The following is a 16,620-nucleotide window of genomic DNA, read 5'->3' on the forward strand; positions in this document are numbered from 1 at the left end:
GAAAAAACATGAATCGTCAAAAGAAGCTGCAGCAGTTGTTCAAGGAAAAAGCCAAAAAGGCCAACGCCAAACTGGCGCCGAAAAAGCCCAAATACATCTGCAAGGCTGATCGCCTGAAGCTGGAAGCCGAAGCCGCGCAGGCTTCAGTGGAAAATACCGAGAGCTGAGTCAGGCTTTCTGCCGCGACGTCAGCCACGTCATCAGCGCCGCCAGCACCAGCAATGCCGCGCTGGCGAAGAAGGTCAGCCGATAGCCACTGCCGTCGAACAGCAGACCACCGACGGTCGACCCCGAAGCGATCGACAACTGCACCACCGCCACCATCAGCCCACCGCCCGCTTCGGCATCGTCGGGCAGCGTGCGCGCCAGCCACGACCACCAGCCCACCGGCGCCGCCGTGGCGATCAATCCCCACAAGCCGAGCAACACGAACGTCGCGACCACTGAACTGCCCATCCCAATGAGCGCCACTGCGATCATCGCCATCAACAGCGGGATGGCGATCACCACGCGATACAGCCCCTTCTTCAACACGGAACCGATGACCACGGTGCCGATAAACCCCGCCACACCAATGACCAGTAAAATCATCGACAGCACCGAAACATCGACCCGGGTCACGGTTTCCAGAAACGGTCGCAGGTAAGTGAACAGCACAAACTGGCCCATGAAGAACAGGCCGGCGCCGAGCATGCCGAATGCCACCCGGCGGCTTTTGAACAACGCAAAGCCGTTGGCTGCGCTGGCTTTGCGTGGCGCGGCCGGCAACGCGGGCAAGCTTATCCACTGCCAGAGCAGCGCAATCAACGCCACCGGTATCAGGCAGAAAAACGCCCCGCGCCAGCCAATCACACTGCCGAGATAACTGCCCAGCGGCGCCGCGACCACCGTAGCCAAAGCATTGCCGCCGTTAAAAATTGCCAATGCCTTGGGCACGCTGGCGGAGGGCACCAGACGCATGGCCAACGCTGCCGACATCGACCAGAAGCCGCCAATCACCACGCCGATCAATGCGCGACCGATCATGTAAACCGTGTAGTTTGGCGCCAGGCCCACCACCAGCCCGGACGCACACATCAGCGCCGTCAACAGCAGCAACAGGCGCTTGCGATCCATCGAACCGGCAAGCCTGGTGATCGTCAGGCTGGTCAGCACCGCGAACGCGCCGGAGATGGCGATGCCGTAGCCGGCCAGGCCTTCGCTGATGTGCAAGTCCGTGGCCATGGGCGTGAGCAGACTGACCGGCATGAACTCGGAGGCGATCAGCGCGAAGACACACAGGGTCATGGCGAACACGCCGCTCCAGTACGCCGGTTGCTCGCCGGCAGTGGACACGCCCATGGGCTGGTTTGTCGGGTTGTCGATTGCTTGGGCCGTCATGCAAAAACCTGTTTGGAAGAACAAATGGTCGAGGCACTTCTGCCCCGCTACTCAGGCTGCAAAGCTTGACGGATCGGGCTTAACTTGATTAGTAGCGGTAATCTTCATGTGCTTTTGAGAAAAATTCAGCAATGAGCAACGCCAAAGTCAATGACCTGCAGGCCTTTCTGGCGGTGGCCCAGGAGCAAAGCTTCACCAAAGCCGCTGCTCGCCTCGGCGTCACGCCTTCTGCGTTGAGTCATACGGTCCGCGCGCTGGAGCAGCGTCTGGGTATCCGCTTGCTGGCTCGCACGACGCGCAACGTCTCGCCGACCGAGGCTGGCGAGCGCTTGATGCGTTCGATTGCGCCGCTGTTCGAGCAGATCAGCGCCGAGCTCGAAGCCCTTGGCGAATTGCGCGACAAGCCCAGCGGCACGATCCGGATTTCCTGCACGGACGATCAGATCGAGTTGTGCATTCGGCCGATGCTTGCAAAGTTTTTGCAGGACTATCCGGACATCACCTTGGAGTTTTACGTCGATTATGGTTTCACCAATGTGGTCAAGGAGCGCTTCGACGCTGGTATCCGTCTCGGTGAATCGATCAGCAAAGACATGATCGCCGTGCGCATTGGTCCGGACTGGCGTCTGGCCGTGGTCGCCTCGCCCGATTACTTCGCTCGTCACCCGGCACCCGCCACGCCGCATCAGTTGACGGAGCACACTTGCATCAACATCCGCCATCAACCGGCCGGCGCGATATACGCCTGGGAGTTTGCGCACAAGGGTCAGGATTTCAGCGTGAAGGTCAACGGGCAATTGGTGTTCAACAGCATCATGCACGTGCTCAATGCCGCCGTGGATGGCATCGGCGTGGCGTACGTGCCCGAGCAATTGGTCGCGCCGTATCTGGCCGACGGGCGACTGGTGGAAGTGCTGGAAGAGTGGTGCCCGACGTTTCAGGGCTATCACCTGTACTACCCGAACCGGCGCCAAGGCTCGGCAGCGTTTGCAGCGTTTGTCGAAGCACTGAAGCTGAACACCGCGCCCCTGTAAGAGTGAGCCTGCTCGCGAAGGCGCCAGATCAGATACATCCACGTTGAATGACACACCGCTTCGCGAGCAGGCTCGCTCCCACAATGGTCCGGGGCAAGGCCAAAATCTTCAGCGCAACCAAAATCCCTGTGGGAGCGAGCCTGCTCGCGAAGGCGCCAGATCAGATACATCCACATTGAATGACACACCGCTTTCGCGAGCAGGCTCGCTCCCACAATGATCCGGGTCAAGGCTACGTTTTCACAGGCTGGCTCACCACAGCGGCACACCGAATCACCGCCGCACAACGACGAAGGGAGGCCCATTGCAGACCTCCCTCGTTTCTCCCCGTCAGGATGTACCCAGACCCTGCGACAGATCCGAAGAAGACGGCCGCGCCGGATCCGGTTTGGTTTCGACTTCGGTTTGTTCAGTGGTTCGGGTCACCGTGTCACGCACGGCTTCATAACCTTCCTGAGCTTTTTGCTTGGCTTTGTCGACCATGCCAGCGCTGGTGCGGCCCATGTAGCGCTGTTCAGTGGACGTGGTCGGCAACGCCGCGCCGAGCAAGGCACCCAAAGCGACCCCAGCGGCAGCCACCATCAGCGGTTGCTCCTTGAGCAGGTGACTGAACTGCTGGCCAAGCACTTGCGAATTACGCGACAGTCGATCACTTGCGTCATGCATCGCATGGCTCAGATTTTCCTTCGCCGCACCGACGTTTTCCCCGAGGTGGCTGGCCTTGCCTTTCAGCGACTGGTAGCCGTCCTTCAGCGAGTCAGTGGTCGAATGCAAATGCGCGCGCGCACTGTCGATGCCGTCGGCCAAACCATCGGCCCATTCGCCGGCCTTGTCTTGGTCCGGCCCACTGCGATAGGTCGGCTGCGGCACCGGTGGGCGATTCTGGCTGATCATCAGCCAGAGCAGGCCCACGGAAGTCAGCACCGCTGGCACCGGATTATTGCGCACGCTGGTGCCGAGATTGGTGAAGAATGTCGAGCCGTTGCTCTGCATCATTCCCCAGGCCTGATCGATCATCTGCCCGGGGGTGAACTTGCTCTCCAGTTGATCGACGATGTTGCCGATGCTGGCGCGCTGCGCATCGATTTCGCGCTCGATCTGCTCCGGGCTTTTTTCCGCTTCGATATCCAGTTCGCTTTTCATGAGACTTTCCTCCGCAGCGCTTCCTGATCCTTGTTCAAGGCGTCGAGGGTGCGATCAGGTTTGAAGTGAGATGGCTCGAATTGCTTTTTCCCGGATTGCAGCATGGCGAAGCCGATGATCATCACCACCACGCCGACGATCAGCGCGGCCAGCCATGGCGCCATGAACATGCTCAGGCCGTACACCGCCGACATCAGCAGAATGATGAAGCCGGCGAGGAACACGATCGCGCCGCCGGCCACCGCAGCGATGCCCGCCTTCAGCGTGCTGAGGCTGTTGTGCAGTTCGGCTTTTGCCAGTGCCAGTTCCTTGGTGAACAAGGCCGGTACCTCGCGGGACAGTTGCCGCAACAGGCCGACCACCGAAGCGTCATCTGTTTGGCCGAGGGGCCTTGCCCTGCTCAGATCAGATTCATCTCTGTTCATCACAGTTCTCCTTTGGCGTCGGGTGCGTGCGGTACGGAAGCCGCGGCAAAATCAGCGGGGTGATCGCTGTCACTGGGCGAGTTAGGGGTAATGCCGGTAGCCAATCCCGGATTGGCGTGGGTCGACGACGGCATCGACGATTCATAGGGTCGCTGCGCGCCGTAATCGGCTGGCGGTGGCGTCGAGGTGGAGCCCGCCGCCGGATCGTGTTCGGCACTGACCGTCGCTGCTGCAGAGGTGCCTGCTTTGAGAAACCGCGACAGGCCGAAACCGATGGCAATGCTGCCGGCGATGAACAATCCCGGATTGCTGCGCGCCAGATCCGCCGCATCATGCAGCAACTGCTCGGCACTCTTGCCGCGCAGATTGCCTGCCAGCCCGGTCATGGAATCCGCCATGTCGGTCAGGTAGTCGGACATACCCAGCGTGTCCTTGTCCTGCAGTTCCGAGACAAAGCTTTTCGCCCCTTGCGCCAAGGCTTCGATCTGCTCGGCCGCCGTGTCGCGATACTGGCCGAATTGCGCATCGGCCTGCTGCCGCGCACCGCCCAGTGCTTCGCTGACGTTGTCCTTCAAATGATCAAAATTTTGCTCAGGCTTGCCGTTGGGATCACCTGATTCATACCCTGACCTGCTGTCTGAAGTATTCATGTCGCCCCTCGCCTTCTCACTGAAAACGCAAAAACGGAGCTACACGGCAACATTGCCTCGAGCCCCCACATAGGAGATGACGGAGCAGCTTGCGCGAGAGTTCAAAGAGGTTGATGAGCGTGCGACATCAGGTCTGGATCAGTGACGAAAGGTTGCGCTTGGCAGGATTGTGTTGAGCTTCTGCGCCGGTCTGCGGTCAAGACAAGGCACGGGGGTTCATCCAGATGATGGCAGTGAAACCCTCAACGCCGCCGATAGATGGCAGAATCCCCACACCCTGATCACTTCGGAGACCGCAATGCTTCGCCTGTTTGAAGAAAGGCTCGACCCCTTCCCGCCCGACGAGGCGCCGCCACCGCCAGTCGGCCTGATGCGTTTCTTGTGGGCCTGCACCCGGGGCGCGCGCGGTTACATTCTGGCCTTCGCCCTGCTCAGCGCCAGCGTGTCGATCTACGAGGCATGGCTGTTTTCGTTCCTCGGGCAAGTGGTGGATCTGCTCTCGACCTGGCAATCCGGCGGCGCTGCTGGTGATGAGGAAAGCCGCGTGTTGTGGGGCATCGGCATTGTGCTGGTGGTCAGCATCGGGCTGGTGGCGCTGCGCACGATGGTCCAGCACCAGATCCTCGCGATCAATCTGCCGCTGCGTCTGCGCTGGGACTTCCATCGGTTGATGCTGCGGCAAAGCTTGTCGTTTTTCTCCGACGAGTTCTCCGGCCGGGTCACGACCAAGGTCATGCAAACCGCGCTGTCGGTACGCGAGGTGCTGTTTACCCTGATCGAAATCCTCCCCGGCATCGGCGTGTACTTCATCGCGATCATTGCGCTGGCCGGTGGCTTTGCGCTGAAACTGATGCTGCCGTTCCTGGCGTGGATCGTTTTGTTCGGGCTGGCGATGGTGTATTTCGTCCCGCGTCTGGGCAAGGTCGGCCAGGAACAGGCCGATGCGCGCTCGTCGATGACCGGGCGGATTGCCGACGCCTACACCAACATCACCACGGTCAAACTGTTCTCTCACTCCAAGCGTGAAGCGCATTTTGCCCGTGCGGCGATGGAAGATTTCAAGCTCACCGGGTTCCGCCAGATGCGTCTGGTCAGCCAGTTCGAGATCGTCAATCAGGCGCTGGTGGTCGCGTTGATTATCGGTGCCGGCGGTTACGCGCTGTGGCTGTGGCATCAGGGCGAAGTCGGCACCGGCGCTGTTGCGGCGATCACCGCCATGGCGTTGCGCATCAACGGCATGTCGCACTGGATCATGTGGCAGATGACGTCGCTGTTCGAAAACATCGGCACCGTGCAGGACGGCATGGCCACCCTGACCAGCGGCCCGAATGTCCAGGACGCGCCGGATGCCAAGGTGCTTGAGCCTGCCGGTGGCGAAGTGGTTTTCGACAATGTCAGCTTCAACTACAACGGCGAACGCCAAGTGCTCGACGGCTTGACCCTGCACATTCGCCCCGGCGAAAAAATCGGCCTGGTCGGCCGCTCCGGTGCAGGCAAGTCGACGCTGATCAACCTGCTGCTGCGCTTCTATGACGTTGATCGCGGCGAGATCCGCATCGATGGGCAGAACATCGCCGAGGTCACCCAGGACAGCTTGCGCAGCGTGATCGGCATGGTCACCCAGGACACGTCACTGCTGCACCGCTCGATCCGCGACAACATCGCCTACGGACGCCCGGACGCCACCGACGAAGACATCCACCGCGCTGCGGTGAACGCCCAAGCCGATGATTTCATCAGCCAGTTGAGCGACAAGCAGGGCCACAGCGGTTACGACACGCTGGTCGGCGAACGCGGCATCAAGCTCTCCGGCGGCCAGCGCCAGCGCATCGCCATCGCCCGGGTAATGCTGAAGAACGCGCCGATCCTGCTGCTCGACGAAGCCACCAGCGCACTGGACTCGGAAGTCGAAGTCGCGATCCAGGAAAGCCTCGATGAAATGATGCAGGGCAAAACCGTGATCGCCATCGCCCACCGCTTGTCGACCATTGCGGCCATGGACCGGCTGATCGTCATGGACGAAGGCCGCATCATCGAGCAAGGCACTCACGCGCAATTGCTCGAGAAGAACGGCACCTATGCGCGGCTGTGGCAACACCAGAGCGGCGGGTTCCTCGGTGAGGATCGCGGTTTGGTTGAGGTGATGGAGGAGTGATCAGGCTGGAGGGCCGGGGCCGGCTCTCCATCGATTGGCCTAGATGGTGACGGGGCTTTCGGCATCAACCGGAAGCTTTACGCGAAACACGGTTCCGCCGTCCAGGTCAGAGCTGACCTCGATGGAGCCGGCATGTGAGGCGACGATTTCCGAAGCGATAAACAGGCCCAGACCGAGCCCGGCAACCGGTCCGTGATCAACCACGGAGCGCTGCGAGAACCGCCCCATCGGGTTGAAGATGAACGGCAATACATCCTCCGGGATCGGTTCACCGCCGTTATGTACGGTGAACACCGCGCAATCCTCGCGGACCTGCAACTCGACCGAGACCGGAAACTTATTGTCGCCGTGGGTCACCGCATTGCTGATGATGTTGGAAAAGACCTGTTCCATCCTGGCGCCATCGAAGGCTCCCCTCACCGCTTCCTTCGCATCGAACCGCACGTTGGCCTGCGGATGAAAGGCGCGGATTTCCTCGATCACCCGCTCGCACACAGGGCTGAGATCGATCAGGGATTTTTTCACCGGAATTCCCGGCCCCATCTGGCAGCGCGTCAGATCCAGCAGGTCGCCAACGATCTCGCTGGCGCGCTGCACGCTGGCGTAGATCTGCCGGGCCACCTTGCTGGTGCGCGGGTCGGCAGTCTCTGTACGCCGCAACATATCCGCACCAAGCAGAATCGCCCCCAGTGGCGTGCGCAAGTCATGGCCGAGAATCCCCAGAAACACGTTGCGCGACGCCTCGACGGCGCGTGAATAGCTGGCAATCGACTCGGCCAGCGCCTGGTCGATGGCTTCGTGAAAGCGTGTCATGTCGTCGACATTCACTGATTTGCCATCCTTGACCTGACGCAGCCACTGGCTCAGCACACTGGTGCGCAGCGCGCGGTATTCCGACACCATCTGATCGATGGTAAAACCGGCCATCAGCCGCGTCACCGCGTGGGTTTCCGCAGCTGTTTCTTCATCGTCGCGCGGCGCTTGGCCCTGGGCTTTGGCGATTTGTTCGCTCATGGTCTGCTTGGTCCGCAGATCGATCACGATGGCGCGCAACATCTGCTCGGCGTGATCGCGCAGCGCGACGTTATCGAGTTCCGCACCAGGTGTCTCAATGGTGCGGGCGAAATCTTCCCAGGCCTGCAGGATCGGCTCTAGGTTTTCGAGAATGAAATCTGGCAGGCGCATGGCTGTAATCCATAGAGGAAATCCATCTGCGCCGACAGGCGCGCCGGCGCAGACAGTAAAAGAACAAACTCAGGAGTACAGAAGGTACGGCTGACCTCGTGCAGCCTACCATCATTGCAGTGGTTCAACGCGGGAGGAAAATCGGCAGCAGCCGCTGGTGACGAAAGCCGTCAGAACACTCAACTCCCTGTGCTTGAGCTGCTGCCCGCAACGCTCAAGTCGCCACCCGGAAAAGCACCACCCTCAATGTGGTACACCATCGGTTCCGCCGAAAAATAATCCTCCAACCCCAGCATGAACCGCTGGTGGTCGTCACTCTCTTCAAACCCCGGTGAGTGGTCCTCAAGTGACTGCCAGCGCACGATCAAATTGAATTGCTCGGGGGTTTCAATACCTTGCGCCAGCAAGTGGCCGCCGTATCCCTTGGCGCGGGTCAGCAACGGTTCGACTTCGGCAAATGCCCGTCGAAAGGCTTCAGTCTGTTGCGGGTGAACGGGCAGGACTGCGATTTCATAAACCATGATGCTTCTCCAAAATCAGTGAGCGGATTCAGACGATGAGCGTAGGCTCGACGGCGATGGCGATTTTTCCCAGCAGACCGTTGTTGGCGCTCTCCAGTCGAGCGTGGGCGAGCGGGATGTCGGCGAGCGAATAGACGGCGCCCACATGTGGCCGCAACTGGCCGCGCTCGACCAACGCGCTCAATTCATCGAGCTTGCCGCGATTCTGCCGGGTGAAGACGAAGTGGTAGCTGGCGTTCTTGCCCCAGGCCTGGACGAGGTTTTGTGGCTGCGCGATGTCGACGATCGAGACCACGCGGCCAAGCTGAGCGAGCACGTCGGCGCTGCGGGACAGGGTATCGCCGCCGATGGTGTCGAACACCACATCAACGCCATGCCCGGCGGTTTCGCGCATGATCGCTTCGACGTAGTCCTCTTGGGTGTAATCGATCACCACGTCGGCACCCAGGCTGCGGACGAACTCGGCGTTGGCCTCGCGCACGGTCGTAAAGACCCTGGCGCCCATGGCTTTGGCCACCTGAATCGCCACATGGCCGACCCCGCCGGCGCCGCCGTGGATCAGAATGCTTTCGCCAACGCGGAGCACGGCGCGCACGGTCAGCGCTTCCCAAACCGTACCGCCGACCAGACTCAGACTGGCCGCCTCGAGGTGGCTCAGAGAAGCAGGCTTCCTGGCGATGATGCTTTCGGCTGCGACGTGGTACTCGGCATAACTGCCCTGCCCGTCGAATATCTGCGGGGTGTACCAGACCTCGTCGCCCGGCGCGAAAGCGCTGACGCCCGGCCCGATGGATTCAACCACGCCCGACACGTCGTGACCGGTAATGGCTGGCAGCGGCACCAGGTCGGGATAGTCACCGCGCCGAACCTGATAATCCAGCGGATTGATGGAAGTAGCGTGCACTCGGACCAGCACTTGGCCCGCTTGCGGAACCGGTTTGGGCACTTCGCTGAGTTCGAACGAATCAGGACCGCCGAAGGATTTCAGAATCATCGCTTTCATGGCAAAACCTCGTATCGATAAAGAGGGATATCGAGATTTCTCGATATCCTAGAGTAAAAAAATTTACAGCTCTTTCCCTATGATCTCTGCAAGCGCGCTGATTGCTGCCTCATTGCGTTTGTAGTAGGTCCATTGACCGATGCGCCGCACCTCCACCAGCCCCACGCGCTGCAACGTGGCCAGATAACTCGATACCGTCGACTGCGACAGGCCGATACCTTCCTGGATACTGCTGACGCAGACACCCTCAACGAGAACGTCACCCTCATCCTGCGGGGGGAAGTTCTTGACGGGATCCTTCAGGCCTTCAAGGATCTTGAGGCGCGTCGGGTTCGAGAGGGCTTTGAAGATTTCGATCAGTTCCATGCGCCGAGGATATCGAGATTTTTCGATATGTCAATGCGCGATATTAATCTGATCGGCAGTCGGCGACAGGCGGCAACGGGATCCGATTTGCCACCCTGCCGTGCGGCTCAGCCTTGGGGCGCATCCAGCAACACCCACAGTCGCACGATTTTCCCTTCGCTGATTTCTGCCACATCGACGCCGCTGACGATGACCGGCCCATCGCCCGGGCCTGCGTGCCAGCGCAGATAACCCAAGCCGTGATGCCCAACTGCAGTGCCCTCCGCAACAAAAGCGAAGTCCGGCCCGAACTGATCCAGCAACGCACCGGCCACTGCCGAAATCGCCGCTTGCCCGGTGACGATGCCAGCCGGTTCATACATCGTCGGTGCGTCTGCAAAAAGCTCCTGCACCGCCGCCAAGCGCCTTTGTGCATCGCGTTGGTTGAACACCCGCTGCAGATTGGCCCGTAGCAAGGCGTCGTAGTTTTCAACTTCATCAGTATTTCGCGAATCTGAGCCAGCCATTTTTGATTCCTCGATTTGTGTGTGAAGCCCGGTTGCCCGGGCTCAGCGATTAACCATGTTTGACCAGGTTCAAGGCTGGCAGCGGTCCGCCCGGAAACTGCGCAAGCATTCCTTGCTGCACACCGCCCAGGTCGATGCCGTAAAAACCCAATTGATCAATCAGCTCTGCAACTTGGGTTTTGCTCGCGGCATCTTCACCGGAATAAAACAGCACACGCTTGCCGCCCTCGGCGGAGGGATCGCTCAGCAGAGCCGCGAGCAAATGGTTGAAGGCCTTGACCACGTGCGCACCGGGCAGCATCTGCGCCACCACTTGCGAAGACGGCTGGCCGCCCAGATCGAACGGCTTGAACAGTGGTGCCTCGATCGGGTTGTTGGCATCGATCACGATGCGCCCATCCCAAGGCCCGAGATCGCGTACCGCGTCGGGGATCTTCGACCAGTTCACCGCCAGAAAAACGATGTCCGCCTGGCTGGCTTGCCGAGCCGTCACCGCTTGTGCGAGTGGACCCAATTCGTCGACCAAAGCGGCAAGGCTCTGCGGCCCACGGCTGTTGGCCAGGCTGACCGGCAGGCCTGCGTTGACGAGCAACCGAGCGATGGCGGTGCCGATGGAGCCAGTACCAATGATGCTGATAGTCATGATGCTCTCCTTACGCTGTGAAGCCGCCGTCGACGATTAATTCTGCGCCGGTGACAAACCCTGCCTCTGCACTGGCCAGGTACGCCACCGCACTGGCGACATCCTTGCCCTCTCCGTACCGCCCCATGGCGATGTTCGGGCGTAGGAAGTCCGCAATAGGCCCGTCGGCCGGGTTCATGTCGCTGTCGGTCGGGCCAGGATGGACGGTGTTCACAGTGATGCCGCGCGGCCCCAGGTCGCGCACCAGTCCACGACTGAAACCGGTCAGCGCACCTTTGCTCAGGGTGTAGACGGAGGCGGTAGCGAACGCAGCGTATTGCACCATCGAGCTGCCGATGTGAATGATGCGGCCGCCCTGCCCCATGTGTTTGAGCGCGTGCTGAGTGGCTACGAAGACGCCGGTCACGTTCACCGCAAGGATGCGTTGAAAGTCCTCAAAGACGATGTCCTCGGGGGCACCGAGCAGGCTGATACCAGCGTTGTTGACCAGAATGTCGATCTTGCCAAAACGCTGTGCAACCTCGGCAATGGCTGCACGTACAGCCTCGGGGTTGCCCGCATCGGCCGCCAGCGCCACAGCCTGGCCGCCCGCCGCAACGATTTCCTGCACGACCGCTGCGGCGCGATCTGGCGATGCGTTGTAGGTGATAGCGACGGTTGCGCCATCTCCCGCGAGCCGTTTGGCGATTGCTGCGCCGATGCTGCGTGAGCCACCGGTAACGATGGCGATTTTGCCGGTCAGTGGAAGCGTGGATGTGTTCATGGTCGAGCCTCTGGGTGGTTGGAGTTGATGAGGCTATGAGACGCCTTTTGATCTTCCACCAGTAGTGGAAGCCAACTAGAATCACTTTCAATTATTAGTTGAAGGTGCACGGATGGAAACGTTGGGTAATTTGCTCTCATTCGTGCGCAGCGCCGAGGCGGGAAGCTTCTCTGCGGCGGGGCGCCGCCTGGGCCTGACACCCGCGGCGGTCAGCCGCAATGTCGCGCAACTGGAGGCCAACCTCGGCGTACGCTTGTTTCAGCGCAGCACGCGCAAACTCACGCTGACCGAAGCGGGAGAACGTTTTCTGGCCAACGTCGGTTCGGGATTGGAAAGTGTTCAGGCGGCGATCGCCGATGTGGCCGGCAATGCCGGAGAGCCTTCCGGCACCCTGCGTCTAAGTGCGGCACCGGGTTTTGCCAGGGATTTCCTGCTGCCGCTGATGCCGGAATTTCTCAATCGATATCCCGCCGTGATCCCCGAATGGCATGTCGACAATCGCCAGGTCGATCTCATCGCGGATGGATTTGATGCGGCCATCGGTGGCGGCATCGAACTCGCGCAAGGTGTGGTCGCCAGAGCCATCGCCCCGGCGCATCTGATTCTGGTGGCATCGAAGGAATACCTCTCGGCACACAAGCGCATCCGGCACATCGAAGAGCTGTCGACGCTGAATCACCTGGCCATGCGCTCGGTGCAGACCGGCAAGGTGCGCAGCTGGATGTTGCAAGGACCCGCCGGGCAACGAGCGCCCCTGGAGTTGACGCCGCGCCTGTTGGTCAACGATCCGCAAGCGCTGTGTCAGTGCGCGCGACTGGGGTTGGGGGTTGCGCTGTTGGCGGTTCCGGATGTTTTGCCTTATCTGCAGGACGGTACGCTGGAAAGGGTTTTGCCCGATTGGTATGTCGATGCAGGGCAGATCTACTTGTACTTTTCCAGCCAGAAACTATTGCCAGCAAAAACCCGGGCTTTTGTGGATTTTCTGGTCGGTCAGGCTCGTGAGGATGGGTGGGCAACTCGACTTGATGCTCGTGCCTAGCAAGCAAGTTATACGATCTCTGAAACTCAAAAAGCATCACGCCTAAGCGGCTTTTCAAGCCTTTCGAGCTTGCCGCGCCTGCTCGATTACGGTACAAATCGGTCAGTTGTACGACAACATAATAAAAACCTGAGCCACCCCGAGTGGCTATCATTTTTGAGATCTGCCATGTCCCGTCCTGAGTTTGCGCCAACCGTACCGCCGCCCTTCCCCCGTTATCTCGCCGTGATCATTCTGTTGTGCATGGGTTGTGCGTTCGCCGGCAACCACGTCGCGGCACGGGTCGCTTTTGATGATGGCGCGGGCGTGTTGCTGGCGATTCTGATGCGCTCGGGCGGGACCTTGCTGGTGCTTGCCATTCTCGTTCTGTGGCAGCGGCAAAGTCTGCGTCTGCCGGCGGGCGCGTGGCGTTGGCAGTTACTGTTGGGGCTGTTGATCACCGCGCAGAGCCTATGTCTGTATTCCGCCGTAGCACGGGTGCCGGTTGCTTTGGCGCTGCTGGTGGCCAACGTGTTTCCGATCCTGCTCGCCTTGCTGACCTGGGCGATGGGCGGCCCACGACCAAGCGCGCGCACCGCGATGTTGATGGGCTTGATTCTCGTGGGATTGGTGTTCGTACTGGACGTCCCCGGACGTCTGTCAGACAGCGCCAGCGTCGGTCCGGAATGGCTGCTGGGCGTCGCACTCGCCTTCTGCGCCGCCAGCGTATTCGCCTGCGCGCTGTGGATCACCGATCACAAACTGTCGCAAGTGCGCGGCTCGGTGCGCAGCCTGCTGACCATCTTCATCGTCTTCAGTAGCGTCAACCTGGCCGGCCTGACCGGCGCCCTCCCCGGCGGACTCAACCTCCCCGCCACCTCAACCGGCTGGCTGGCCCTTGCCACGCTCGTCGTGCTCTATGGGACCGGCTTCATTGTGTTGTTCATTTCCGTACCCAGGCTGGACATGCCACGCAACGCACCGGTGATGAACATTGAGCCATTGGCGACGTTGTTGATGGGCTGGATTGTGCTGGATCAGATGCTTAGCAGAGGACAGATCATCGGTGGCGTGATTGTGGTGAGCGGGATTGTTTTGCTGACGTATCGCAAAGCGGCGTTGAAGGTTGGGGTGAAGGCTGAGGTTTGAGGGGGTGTGGTGGCGGGACTCTTGGTTGGCGAGTCCTGCTTATCGCCCCCGGCTCGATACCGGATCAGCAGAATTGCAGGCTCTCGAGGTCTACCTGGACATAGCTTCCTATTTCACCCTTGTAGAGATAAATCGCAGTTACCTCCAGCTCCGTTCGTAAGAATTCCGCTAGCGTCCTTAGTCTGGTGCTTGTGGTCATGGCAGGGCGTACAACCGTCGCGCTACCGGGTTGGTCATCGTAAGTTCTGACGAAAAACTGATCGACACCATCCAGAATCAGGTAATTGAAACCTCGATACTCATAGCCTGCGCCGTAGTCGACATCATCGAAACGGTCGACCTTTCCTATTCTCAAGACGCCGCCCCGCTAATTCGACTCAGCGAAATTGAAACGGTCTGGCGCCTGAAAAGTAGATGGCGCTCCATCCACGTCGTTTACCAGCTACCGTACGGGATGCCGAACTTATCAATGTATCGTTTGGCCTTTTCACTCACGGGATAGGCATAGCGCCCGCCATGCTTGCCCTGCTCCGGGCCGAGAGGTTCGAGTTCGCCTTGAGCATGGGAGACTTTTATCGGGCGGTGGCAGGAGTCCCTGACCCACGCTTGAAGCACTCCCCCCGGGGCGAGCCCCACAAGCAGCGTTGCGGAGTAACGTGCGGTTCTTTCGGGAGTCTTCGGGCACCGCTGATGTGTGGACTGCACCATCAGTTGCCTCGCTTCTTCTGGAATCTCTATGAAGCCTTTATAGGTTTTCTGCTCCGATATCGACTGCCAACGGACAAAAATCATTCGAGGAAGGTCAGCACCGGTAACCAAAACTCCAGAACCACCGACTGTTCCCCAACCACGGGCAGACTCCGTCCCATCTTCTGGTTCGCCTCCGGGAGCGGATTTTCCACCGACTCTGAAAAACATTCTGTTATTGATATCCAGCACCGAGCTGTCCTCAACCCAGATCTTCATGTAATTCGGCTCAACGAATCCTATTTGCCACCAAGGAGACTTGGGGTCATTTTCTCCACTTTCGAAACCTCCTTTCTGGCAGCCTATTAACAATAAGGCGACAAGCAGAGCGATTACAGACTTCATTACCAGAGCTTCCAATCAGCTACGTGAGGATGTTGTACACGGATCGCGTCTTCCGTCGGGGCGTTGATGTAAACAGCATCAATACCGCTCCCGTCTCTTCTTCCAAGGGGATGATTCCAGTTTGCAGAGGTATGAATGTACTTCAGCTTGAGCAAAGCCTCTTCTTCTGCAGTTGTTCTGTAGTTTCCGGTGAGAAATCGGTCACAAAGAGGTTGCAGCTCTGCCGGCACGGAGTATTCGTCATCTTCCGGTATATCAATGAATTGAACACCCTTTTCTTTTGCCAGCTGATACATGACTCTTAAATAAACTCTCGAAAGTTTTCCACTCACCGGACGTTTCAATTGTAGAGCGGCATATACGCGCTTCTGCCCCGGTGAAAGCCTGTCTTGATGCTCCTGCGGAATTTCGAAGGAAGCCGGGGTGACAATATCCAGCAGATGCGCAGGCCATCCTTTAGCAAGCCACTCGCTTTTTACGCGCCCGGCGTCGTGATAAATCGACGTCGTTGAAACGTCTACGTACCGAGGTACATCGAGAGTTTGCATCGGACTGACAAGCACGCGTTCCTCTACTTCATCAAGATAGCTGCCGCCAATATCCGAATGAACCCCGGGAAGAGTGTACTCAGGGTGCGCGGGCTTCACCCGGCTGAGCGCAAAATTAGCGCGACACTCATCGCGCGCTACGAGATGTACGACATCCGTGAAGTATCGACGGTCCAGGTAAAGCCTCACACCGGGAGCTATAGGACTTTTCACCCGGCCAAGATTGGTGAAGCCAGCAATTGAGGGCACCGTGTCAAAGAGCCCGATGAAACCCATTTTGATGCCGTTTCCGTATTTATTATCAAAGGTGCGACTGAAATCTGCGGCGTTCCGGTTTAGGAGATCTCCTAAAGCTCCTTGCTTACCCCGCACCACTTCATTTGCGAAGTGCCGTGCAGCAGCAGCCCCACGACTGAAGCCAAATGTATCGAACGTCAGGGACGCAATTTCACTGTCGGGGTTCTCTTGCAGTGCCTCTTCGATAGCTTGTTTTATCTGCATGAAGGACGCTTGTACGCGACTCGTAACACCAGTCTCACCTCGCCCCGTTCCAGCACCTACAGCGCTATCCATCTGATCGCTTTCAGTGCCTATACCTACGACATATATTGGGCTTGAGACGAACTTAAGAAAGCCATCGCCTTCGGCTTTCTGGGTCTTTTTATACAGAGAAAACAATTTCTTGATATTCGTAGGCCCGGCGCCATAACTACTATCCGGGTCACTCATATAAGGCATGCAGCTAGCTGGTATATCCTCAGGCGCAATCGGATGCTGAGCACCACACAACAACCCCGCAGCAGAGTTGTTCGCATTGTTGCCAGTGCCATCAAAGAAAACCCCGATCCTCAACGCAATGCCTATCTTCTCAGGCTCGCGCGCGGGCTCTTTCCCGTGCTTCTCATATTCGGCCCAGTGCTGGGCGTGCAGGTCGACGGGTTTGGCTTGTTCGTAGCGGTAGTTTTTCGGCGGGTTTGGAACGTAGCCACTCAATCCTTGATTCCTTGTTCTGATCCTTGAAGAACGACCAGAAGGGTGA

18 protein-coding genes are annotated in these 16,620 nt (G+C 59.2%); 5 read left to right on the forward strand and 13 right to left on the reverse strand.

Going from position 1 to position 16,620, the window contains the following annotated elements; translation table 11 throughout:
* Positions 1 to 8: 8 nt before the first annotated feature.
* Positions 9 to 167: a DUF2986 domain-containing protein gene (locus tag ACV8MC_RS22145; protein WP_081932631.1), complete on the forward strand. Its 159-nt coding sequence runs from the start codon at positions 9 to 11 to the stop codon at positions 165 to 167.
* Between the two features lies 1 nt (position 168).
* On the opposite strand, the gene ACV8MC_RS22150 is transcribed toward ACV8MC_RS22145, so the two are convergent.
* On the reverse strand, positions 169 to 1,380 hold the full coding sequence (locus tag ACV8MC_RS22150; protein WP_412070908.1) for an MFS transporter: 1,212 nt from the start codon (positions 1,378 to 1,380) through the stop codon (positions 169 to 171).
* A gap of 131 nt (positions 1,381 to 1,511) precedes the next feature.
* Between ACV8MC_RS22150 and ACV8MC_RS22155 the strand changes: the two genes are divergently transcribed.
* Positions 1,512 to 2,414 carry a LysR family transcriptional regulator gene (locus ACV8MC_RS22155; protein ID WP_310220446.1) on the forward strand — a complete coding sequence of 301 codons (903 nt, stop codon included), beginning with the start codon at positions 1,512 to 1,514 and terminating at the stop codon, positions 2,412 to 2,414.
* 330 nt (positions 2,415 to 2,744) lie between these two features.
* Here the strand turns inward: ACV8MC_RS22155 and ACV8MC_RS22160 are convergent, their stop codons facing one another.
* The 3 genes from ACV8MC_RS22160 to ACV8MC_RS22170 are packed head-to-tail and all read right to left on the reverse strand — an operon-like array spanning position 2,745 to position 4,632.
* Positions 2,745 to 3,557 carry a DUF3618 domain-containing protein gene (locus ACV8MC_RS22160; protein WP_150635647.1) on the reverse strand — a complete coding sequence of 271 codons (813 nt, stop codon included), beginning with the start codon at positions 3,555 to 3,557 and terminating at the stop codon, positions 2,745 to 2,747.
* The gene (locus ACV8MC_RS22165) at positions 3,554 to 3,982 is read right to left on the reverse strand and encodes a phage holin family protein (RefSeq protein ID WP_310220444.1); all 429 of its coding nucleotides are present in this window, start codon (positions 3,980 to 3,982) and stop codon (positions 3,554 to 3,556) included. The genes ACV8MC_RS22160 and ACV8MC_RS22165 overlap by 4 nt, the downstream gene beginning before the upstream one ends.
* Positions 3,982 to 4,632 carry a hypothetical protein gene (locus ACV8MC_RS22170; RefSeq protein ID WP_252877904.1) on the reverse strand — a complete coding sequence of 217 codons (651 nt, stop codon included), beginning with the start codon at positions 4,630 to 4,632 and terminating at the stop codon, positions 3,982 to 3,984. Before ACV8MC_RS22170 ends, ACV8MC_RS22165 begins: the two co-directional genes overlap by 1 nt.
* 298 nt (positions 4,633 to 4,930) lie before the next feature.
* On the opposite strand from ACV8MC_RS22170, the gene ACV8MC_RS22175 reads away from it, so the two are divergent.
* Entirely contained in the window at positions 4,931 to 6,787 is a 1,857-nt protein-coding gene (locus ACV8MC_RS22175; protein WP_457263492.1) for an ABC transporter ATP-binding protein, read from the forward strand.
* 39 nt (positions 6,788 to 6,826) lie between these two features.
* Here the strand turns inward: ACV8MC_RS22175 and ACV8MC_RS22180 are convergent, their stop codons facing one another.
* From ACV8MC_RS22180 to ACV8MC_RS22210, 7 genes are all read right to left on the reverse strand, one after another.
* Positions 6,827 to 7,972, reverse strand: a complete 1,146-nt coding sequence (locus ACV8MC_RS22180) for an ATP-binding protein (protein WP_457263494.1) — start codon at positions 7,970 to 7,972, stop codon at positions 6,827 to 6,829.
* A gap of 179 nt (positions 7,973 to 8,151) precedes the next feature.
* Positions 8,152 to 8,493, reverse strand: coding sequence for an antibiotic biosynthesis monooxygenase family protein (locus ACV8MC_RS22185; RefSeq protein ID WP_457263496.1), 342 nt, complete (start codon positions 8,491 to 8,493; stop codon positions 8,152 to 8,154).
* Positions 8,494 to 8,521: 28 nt separating this feature from the next.
* Positions 8,522 to 9,496: a zinc-dependent alcohol dehydrogenase family protein gene (locus tag ACV8MC_RS22190; RefSeq protein WP_457263498.1), complete on the reverse strand. Its 975-nt coding sequence runs from the start codon at positions 9,494 to 9,496 to the stop codon at positions 8,522 to 8,524.
* Positions 9,497 to 9,559: 63 nt separating this feature from the next.
* Entirely contained in the window at positions 9,560 to 9,862 is a 303-nt protein-coding gene (locus tag ACV8MC_RS22195) for an ArsR/SmtB family transcription factor (protein WP_024012559.1), read from the reverse strand.
* A gap of 107 nt (positions 9,863 to 9,969) precedes the next feature.
* Positions 9,970 to 10,368: a nuclear transport factor 2 family protein gene (locus tag ACV8MC_RS22200; protein ID WP_252883597.1), complete on the reverse strand. Its 399-nt coding sequence runs from the start codon at positions 10,366 to 10,368 to the stop codon at positions 9,970 to 9,972.
* A gap of 49 nt (positions 10,369 to 10,417) precedes the next feature.
* The gene (locus tag ACV8MC_RS22205) at positions 10,418 to 11,014 is read right to left on the reverse strand and encodes an NADPH-dependent F420 reductase (protein ID WP_457265591.1); all 597 of its coding nucleotides are present in this window, start codon (positions 11,012 to 11,014) and stop codon (positions 10,418 to 10,420) included.
* Positions 11,015 to 11,021: 7 nt separating this feature from the next.
* Positions 11,022 to 11,774, reverse strand: a complete 753-nt coding sequence (locus ACV8MC_RS22210; RefSeq protein WP_457263500.1) for a 3-oxoacyl-ACP reductase family protein — start codon at positions 11,772 to 11,774, stop codon at positions 11,022 to 11,024.
* A 112-nt stretch (positions 11,775 to 11,886) separates the two neighbouring features.
* Here ACV8MC_RS22210 and ACV8MC_RS22215 point away from each other — a divergent pair, with 112 nt between their 5' ends.
* Both ACV8MC_RS22215 and ACV8MC_RS22220 read left to right on the forward strand, forming a co-directional pair.
* Positions 11,887 to 12,813, forward strand: a complete 927-nt coding sequence (locus tag ACV8MC_RS22215) for a LysR family transcriptional regulator (RefSeq protein ID WP_457263501.1) — start codon at positions 11,887 to 11,889, stop codon at positions 12,811 to 12,813.
* A 168-nt stretch (positions 12,814 to 12,981) separates the two neighbouring features.
* On the forward strand, positions 12,982 to 13,941 hold the full coding sequence (locus tag ACV8MC_RS22220; protein WP_056784828.1) for an EamA family transporter: 960 nt from the start codon (positions 12,982 to 12,984) through the stop codon (positions 13,939 to 13,941).
* Positions 13,942 to 14,376: 435 nt separating this feature from the next.
* On the opposite strand, the gene ACV8MC_RS22225 is transcribed toward ACV8MC_RS22220, so the two are convergent.
* Complete coding sequence (locus ACV8MC_RS22225) at positions 14,377 to 15,033, reverse strand: DUF2931 family protein (protein ID WP_457263503.1); 657 nt, start codon at positions 15,031 to 15,033, stop codon at positions 14,377 to 14,379.
* Positions 15,033 to 16,574, reverse strand: coding sequence for a T6SS phospholipase effector Tle1-like catalytic domain-containing protein (locus ACV8MC_RS22230; protein ID WP_457263505.1), 1,542 nt, complete (start codon positions 16,572 to 16,574; stop codon positions 15,033 to 15,035). Before ACV8MC_RS22230 ends, ACV8MC_RS22225 begins: the two co-directional genes overlap by 1 nt.
* Between the last annotated feature and the right edge of the window lie 46 nt (positions 16,575 to 16,620).

It is taken from the genome of Pseudomonas sp. PK-RTE-24 (assembly GCF_054052265.1).

Bases quoted from the DNA above. Each gene is read 5' to 3' on its own strand.
- ACV8MC_RS22180 (WP_457263494.1), bottom strand. From the start codon at position 7,972: ATGCGCCTGCCAGATTTCATTCTCGAAAACCTAGAGCCGATCCTGCAG.
- ACV8MC_RS22165 (WP_310220444.1), bottom strand. From the start codon at position 3,982: ATGAACAGAGATGAATCTGATCTGAGCAGGGCAAGGCCCCTCGGCCAA.
- ACV8MC_RS22210 (WP_457263500.1), bottom strand. From the start codon at position 11,774: ATGAACACATCCACGCTTCCACTGACCGGCAAAATCGCCATCGTTACC.
- ACV8MC_RS22195 (WP_024012559.1), bottom strand. From the start codon at position 9,862: ATGGAACTGATCGAAATCTTCAAAGCCCTCTCGAACCCGACGCGCCTC.
- ACV8MC_RS22175 (WP_457263492.1), top strand. From the start codon at position 4,931: ATGCTTCGCCTGTTTGAAGAAAGGCTCGACCCCTTCCCGCCCGACGAG.
- ACV8MC_RS22150 (WP_412070908.1), bottom strand. From the start codon at position 1,380: ATGACGGCCCAAGCAATCGACAACCCGACAAACCAGCCCATGGGCGTG.
- ACV8MC_RS22145 (WP_081932631.1), top strand. From the start codon at position 9: ATGAATCGTCAAAAGAAGCTGCAGCAGTTGTTCAAGGAAAAAGCCAAA.
- ACV8MC_RS22155 (WP_310220446.1), top strand. From the start codon at position 1,512: ATGAGCAACGCCAAAGTCAATGACCTGCAGGCCTTTCTGGCGGTGGCC.
- ACV8MC_RS22170 (WP_252877904.1), bottom strand. From the start codon at position 4,632: ATGAATACTTCAGACAGCAGGTCAGGGTATGAATCAGGTGATCCCAAC.
- ACV8MC_RS22225 (WP_457263503.1), bottom strand. From the start codon at position 15,033: ATGAAGTCTGTAATCGCTCTGCTTGTCGCCTTATTGTTAATAGGCTGC.
- ACV8MC_RS22200 (WP_252883597.1), bottom strand. From the start codon at position 10,368: ATGGCTGGCTCAGATTCGCGAAATACTGATGAAGTTGAAAACTACGAC.
- ACV8MC_RS22190 (WP_457263498.1), bottom strand. From the start codon at position 9,496: ATGAAAGCGATGATTCTGAAATCCTTCGGCGGTCCTGATTCGTTCGAA.
- ACV8MC_RS22215 (WP_457263501.1), top strand. From the start codon at position 11,887: ATGGAAACGTTGGGTAATTTGCTCTCATTCGTGCGCAGCGCCGAGGCG.
- ACV8MC_RS22185 (WP_457263496.1), bottom strand. From the start codon at position 8,493: ATGGTTTATGAAATCGCAGTCCTGCCCGTTCACCCGCAACAGACTGAA.
- ACV8MC_RS22220 (WP_056784828.1), top strand. From the start codon at position 12,982: ATGTCCCGTCCTGAGTTTGCGCCAACCGTACCGCCGCCCTTCCCCCGT.
- ACV8MC_RS22160 (WP_150635647.1), bottom strand. From the start codon at position 3,557: ATGAAAAGCGAACTGGATATCGAAGCGGAAAAAAGCCCGGAGCAGATC.